The organism is Collimonas fungivorans (genome assembly GCF_028292705.1).
GTDB classification, from domain to species: Bacteria; Pseudomonadota; Gammaproteobacteria; order Burkholderiales; family Burkholderiaceae_D; genus Collimonas; species Collimonas fungivorans_B.
On record NZ_JAQGLV010000111.1, the window covers coordinates 1 to 4,096 of the forward strand.

Consider the following 4,096-nt stretch of genomic DNA (forward strand, 5'->3'; position numbering starts at 1 on the left):
ACGTTCATGTAATCCTGCGGCACCCGCTGCACGCCGACCGCGGTGTTGATGATCATCGGCCAGATCGAGCAGATGAAGATCGACCAGATCGCCGCCGGATTGGCCGACTTGAACACCAGCAGGCCGATCGGCAGCCAGGCCAGCGGCGACACCGGCTTCAGCAAGCTGATGATGGGACCGAACATGCTGGACAGGAATTTGAAGCGGCCGATCATGAAGCCCAGCGGAATCCCGACCAGCGCCGCCAGGCCGAAGCCGACGCCGACCCGCTGCAGCGAAGCCAGGATATTCCAGCCTATGCCCTGGTCGTTGGGGCTGGTCCGGTAGAACGGATCGGCAAACAGCTTGAGCGCTTCCTGCAAGGTCAGCAGCGGCGTCGGAAACTGGCTGTTGTTCATCGCGATGATCTGCCAGACCAGCACCAGGAACGCCAGGCCGAGCAGCGGCGCAATGATCTGCATCAGCCAGGACGGCATGCTGCTGCGGCGGCTGCTGGTTTTCGGCAATGGCCGGGGCGTAATGGCAACGGTTTCGGCGGCCGTGTCCGCCGTGTGGTTATCCATGGTCGCCGCCTGGCGATTTGCATTTGCCGCTGTGTCCATGATTGCGCTCATGATGGCTCCCAAATAAACCGCGGTAGTGAAGCATCTGGATTGATCTATGCGTGGATCTTGAAGGACGCTGCATAAGCGGCTGGATTCTTGCCGTCCCATACCGTGCCATCCATCAGTTTCGAAGTCCGCAGCGCGTCTTTCGGTACCGGCGTGTTTGTCATTGCCGCGGCATCCTTGTAGAGGGCGATCTGGCTGACCGACTTGGCTACCGCCAGGTAGTCCGGATCGGTTTTCAGCAAACCCCAGCGCCGGTGCTGCGTCATGAACCACATGCCGTCCGACAGGAAAGGAAAGTTGACCAGGCCGTCGTTGTAGAACTTCATGTAGTTCGGATCGTCCCAGGTCTTGCCGAGGCCGTTCTGGTAGCGTCCCATGATGCGCTGGTCGATGACGTCCTTGCTGGTGTTGACATACGATTTGTCAGCAATCGCTTCAGCCATCTTGTTCTTGTTGGCGAGCGACGCATCTATCCACTTGCCCGCTTCCAGCACGGCGGCGATCAGGGCGCGGCAGGTGTTCGGATTCTTGGCGGCGAACTCGGCGGTGGTGCCCAGCACTTTTTCCGGATGATCTTTCCAGATTTCCTGGGTGGTGATGGCGGTAATGCCGACGCCGTCGACGATCGCCCGGTGGCCCCAAGGCTCGCCGACGCAGAAGCCATCCATGTTGCCGACCCGCATGTTGGCCACCATCTGCGGCGGCGGCACAGTGATCACCTTGGCGTCCTTGAGCGGATTGACGCCATTGGCCGCCAACCAGTAGTACAGCCACATGGCGTGGGTGCCGGTCGGGAAAGTCTGGGCGAAGGTGTATTCGCGCTTATCGCTGGCCATCAGCTTGGCCAGCGAGGGGCCGTCGACAGCGCCCTTGTCAGCTAGCTTCTTCGACAGCGTAATGGCCTGGCCGTTATTGTTGAGCCCCATCAGGATCGCCATGTCTTTCTTCTGGCCGCCTATGCCCATCTGCACGCCGTAGATCAGGCCCGACAGCACATGCGCGGCATCCAGCTCGCCGTTGGCCAGCTTGTCGCGCACGCCGGCCCACGAAGCTTCCTTGCTGAGGACGATCTTGATGCCGTATTTCTTGTCGAAACCGAGCAGCGACGCCATCACCACCGATGCGCAATCGGTCAGGGGAATGAAGCCGATCTTGATCTCGGTTTTTTCAGGTTTGTCCGAGCCTGCGGCCCAAGCTCCGGTTGCCGTGCTAGATAGTCCTAACATGCTGGCTCCTGCCGCGAGAGTCGCGGTTTGTAATAGTTGACGGCGCTTGCCGTCGACAAGCGTGTTCGGCGTATGCTCGGTGCCCAGGGTGTCTAGCTGCAGTGCATTGCTTGGTTCCATCGCATGGCTCCAGATTGTTACCGGCAACAAAAAAGGCGTCGTCCCGCAATGAACGAGTCATGCGGAAAGACACCTTTGTCTTATGTGGAGAAGGCCGCCGTTAGCCGATTCCAGCAGCGCCAGCGTTGGCGCTTGAAACTGACTATGCAAACCACGTGCCAGGAATTTTTAGCGAGGAAATGCCTGACAGTACATAAGCGAATACATGAGCGAGTACATAAGCACGCCGGTTTTTCGCTCAAAAAGCGCACCGGCCTTGTGCAACGCACCAAACAAGTTCGCCGCGAGCGGACATGCAGTTGACGGCTTGATCAGCCCAGCAGGTCGGCGGCGTCGATAATGCGTTGCGCCACTTCGGACAGTTTGAGGTTCTTGTCCATCGCCAGCCGCCGCAGCTTTTGATAAGCCTCCTGCTCGCTCAGCTTTTGGTGATCCATCAGCAAACCCTTGGCGCGGTCCAGCAGCTTGCGTTCGGCCAGCTTCAGTTTGGTGTCGGACAGCTCGGCCAGCAGCTTCTGCTCTTGCCGGAAGCGCGCCAGCGCTACCTCCAGCACCGGCTTGATGCGCGCCGTCTGCAGCCCCGCAACAATGTATGCGGAGACGCCGGCGGCCATCGCCGCATCCATGCTGGAAGTTTTTGCATCCTCGGTAAACAGGACGATGGGACGGCGCGCATCGCGTGTGGCGATCACCACATGCTCCAGCACATCGCGGGCGTCAGATTCGGCGTCGATGATGACCATGTCCGGTTGCAACTGGGCAATTCTTTCAGGCAGGTAGAGGTCGGCCGGCAGCGAAGCGATGATGTTGTAGCCGGCCTCCAGCAAGCCGATGCGCAAGGCCTTGCCGCGTGCGGCCTGCGCTTCGAACGCGGGATCGTCATCGCCTTCGATGGCGACCGGATTGACAACAACGATACGTAGACTTTGCATGCTTGAAACCCGCGTCCGGAGACGAACCAGTAAGCTACGGTTAGACAGTATGGAAGGACAGCTTTATCCACTCCTGCCGTTCAAGCATGCAAAAATCGCACCATGTCGATGCAAAAGATCAAAAAACGAAGTTTTAAACGAAATTTTGAATCACTTTACGCGAATTGCCAGTCTATCGTTTCGCCGCCGTTCAGCGGCACCAGGGTGGTTTCGCCCAGCGGTAGTTCCTCCGGCAAAGTCCACGGCTGGCGCTTCAGCGTGACCGTGCCCTGGTTGCGCGGCAGATTGTAGAATGCCGGGCCGTTAAAGCTGGCGAAGGCCTCCAGCTTGTCCAGCGCGCCGGCCTGGTCGAACGCTTGCGCATACAGCTCCATCGCGTGCAGCGCGGTATAACAGCCGGCGCAGCCGCAGGCGTGCTCTTTCAAACCCTTCGGATGCGGTGCCGAATCGGTGCCGAGGAAGAACCGGGTGCTGCCGGAAGTCACCGCCTGCACCAATGCTTGCCGATGCTCTTCGCGCTTCAGCACCGGCAGGCAGTAATAGTGCGGCCGGATGCCGCCCTTGAAGATTTCGTTGCGGTTGTACAGCAGATGGTGCGCCGTGACGGTCGCCGCCACCGGCCCGCCGGCGCTCTCGACGTACTGGGCGGCGTCCTTGGTGGTGATGTGCTCGAACACCACTTTCAGTTCCGGCATGTCGCGCCGCAGCGGCTGCATCACACGGTCGATGAACACTGCTTCGCGGTCGAAAATATCGATCGCCGGATCGGTGACTTCGCCGTGCACCAGGAACGGCATACCGAGTTCCTGCATCACTTCCAGCGTCTTGTAGCATTTGCTGAGGTCGGTCACGCCAGCGTCGGAATTGGTAGTGGCGCCGGCCGGGTACAGCTTGACCGCATGCACGAAGCCGCTGTCCTTGGCGCGCCGGATTTCGTCGGGCGGCGTGTTGTTGGTCAGGTACAGCGTCATCAGGGGCTCAAACGCCAGATCGGGCGGCAGCACGGCCAGGATGCGGTCGCGGTAGGCCGCGGCCTGGGCGGTGGTGGTCACCGGCGGCTTCAGGTTCGGCATCACGATGGCGCGGCCGAACTGGCGTGCGCTATGCGGCAGGACGGCCGCCAGCGCCACGCCGTCGCGCAGGTGCAAGTGCCAGTCGTCGGGGCGGGTGATGGTCAGTGTATTGGTCAAGGCATCAGTCATGGTCA

Annotated in this window: 4 protein-coding genes; all 4 read right to left on the reverse strand. The window is 60.4% G+C overall.

Going from position 1 to position 4,096, the window contains the following annotated elements; all coding sequences use genetic code 11:
• Nucleotides 1-614: ABC transporter permease (locus JWQ61_RS05445; RefSeq protein WP_304359627.1), on the reverse strand; the 614-nt coding region annotated here is incomplete at its 3' end.
• Between the two features lie 44 nt (nucleotides 615-658).
• On the reverse strand, nucleotides 659-1,837 hold the full coding sequence (locus JWQ61_RS05450) for a CmpA/NrtA family ABC transporter substrate-binding protein (RefSeq protein ID WP_304359628.1): 1,179 nt from the start codon (nucleotides 1,835-1,837) through the stop codon (nucleotides 659-661).
• A gap of 431 nt (nucleotides 1,838-2,268) precedes the next feature.
• A complete protein-coding gene (locus JWQ61_RS05455) occupies nucleotides 2,269-2,889 on the reverse strand; it encodes an ANTAR domain-containing response regulator (RefSeq protein ID WP_014007951.1) in 621 nt (206 codons plus the stop codon).
• A gap of 155 nt (nucleotides 2,890-3,044) precedes the next feature.
• Nucleotides 3,045-4,079 carry a dihydroorotase gene (gene pyrC / locus JWQ61_RS05460; RefSeq protein ID WP_304359629.1) on the reverse strand — a complete coding sequence of 345 codons (1,035 nt, stop codon included), beginning with the start codon at nucleotides 4,077-4,079 and terminating at the stop codon, nucleotides 3,045-3,047.
• Nucleotides 4,080-4,096: the final 17 nt, after the last annotated feature.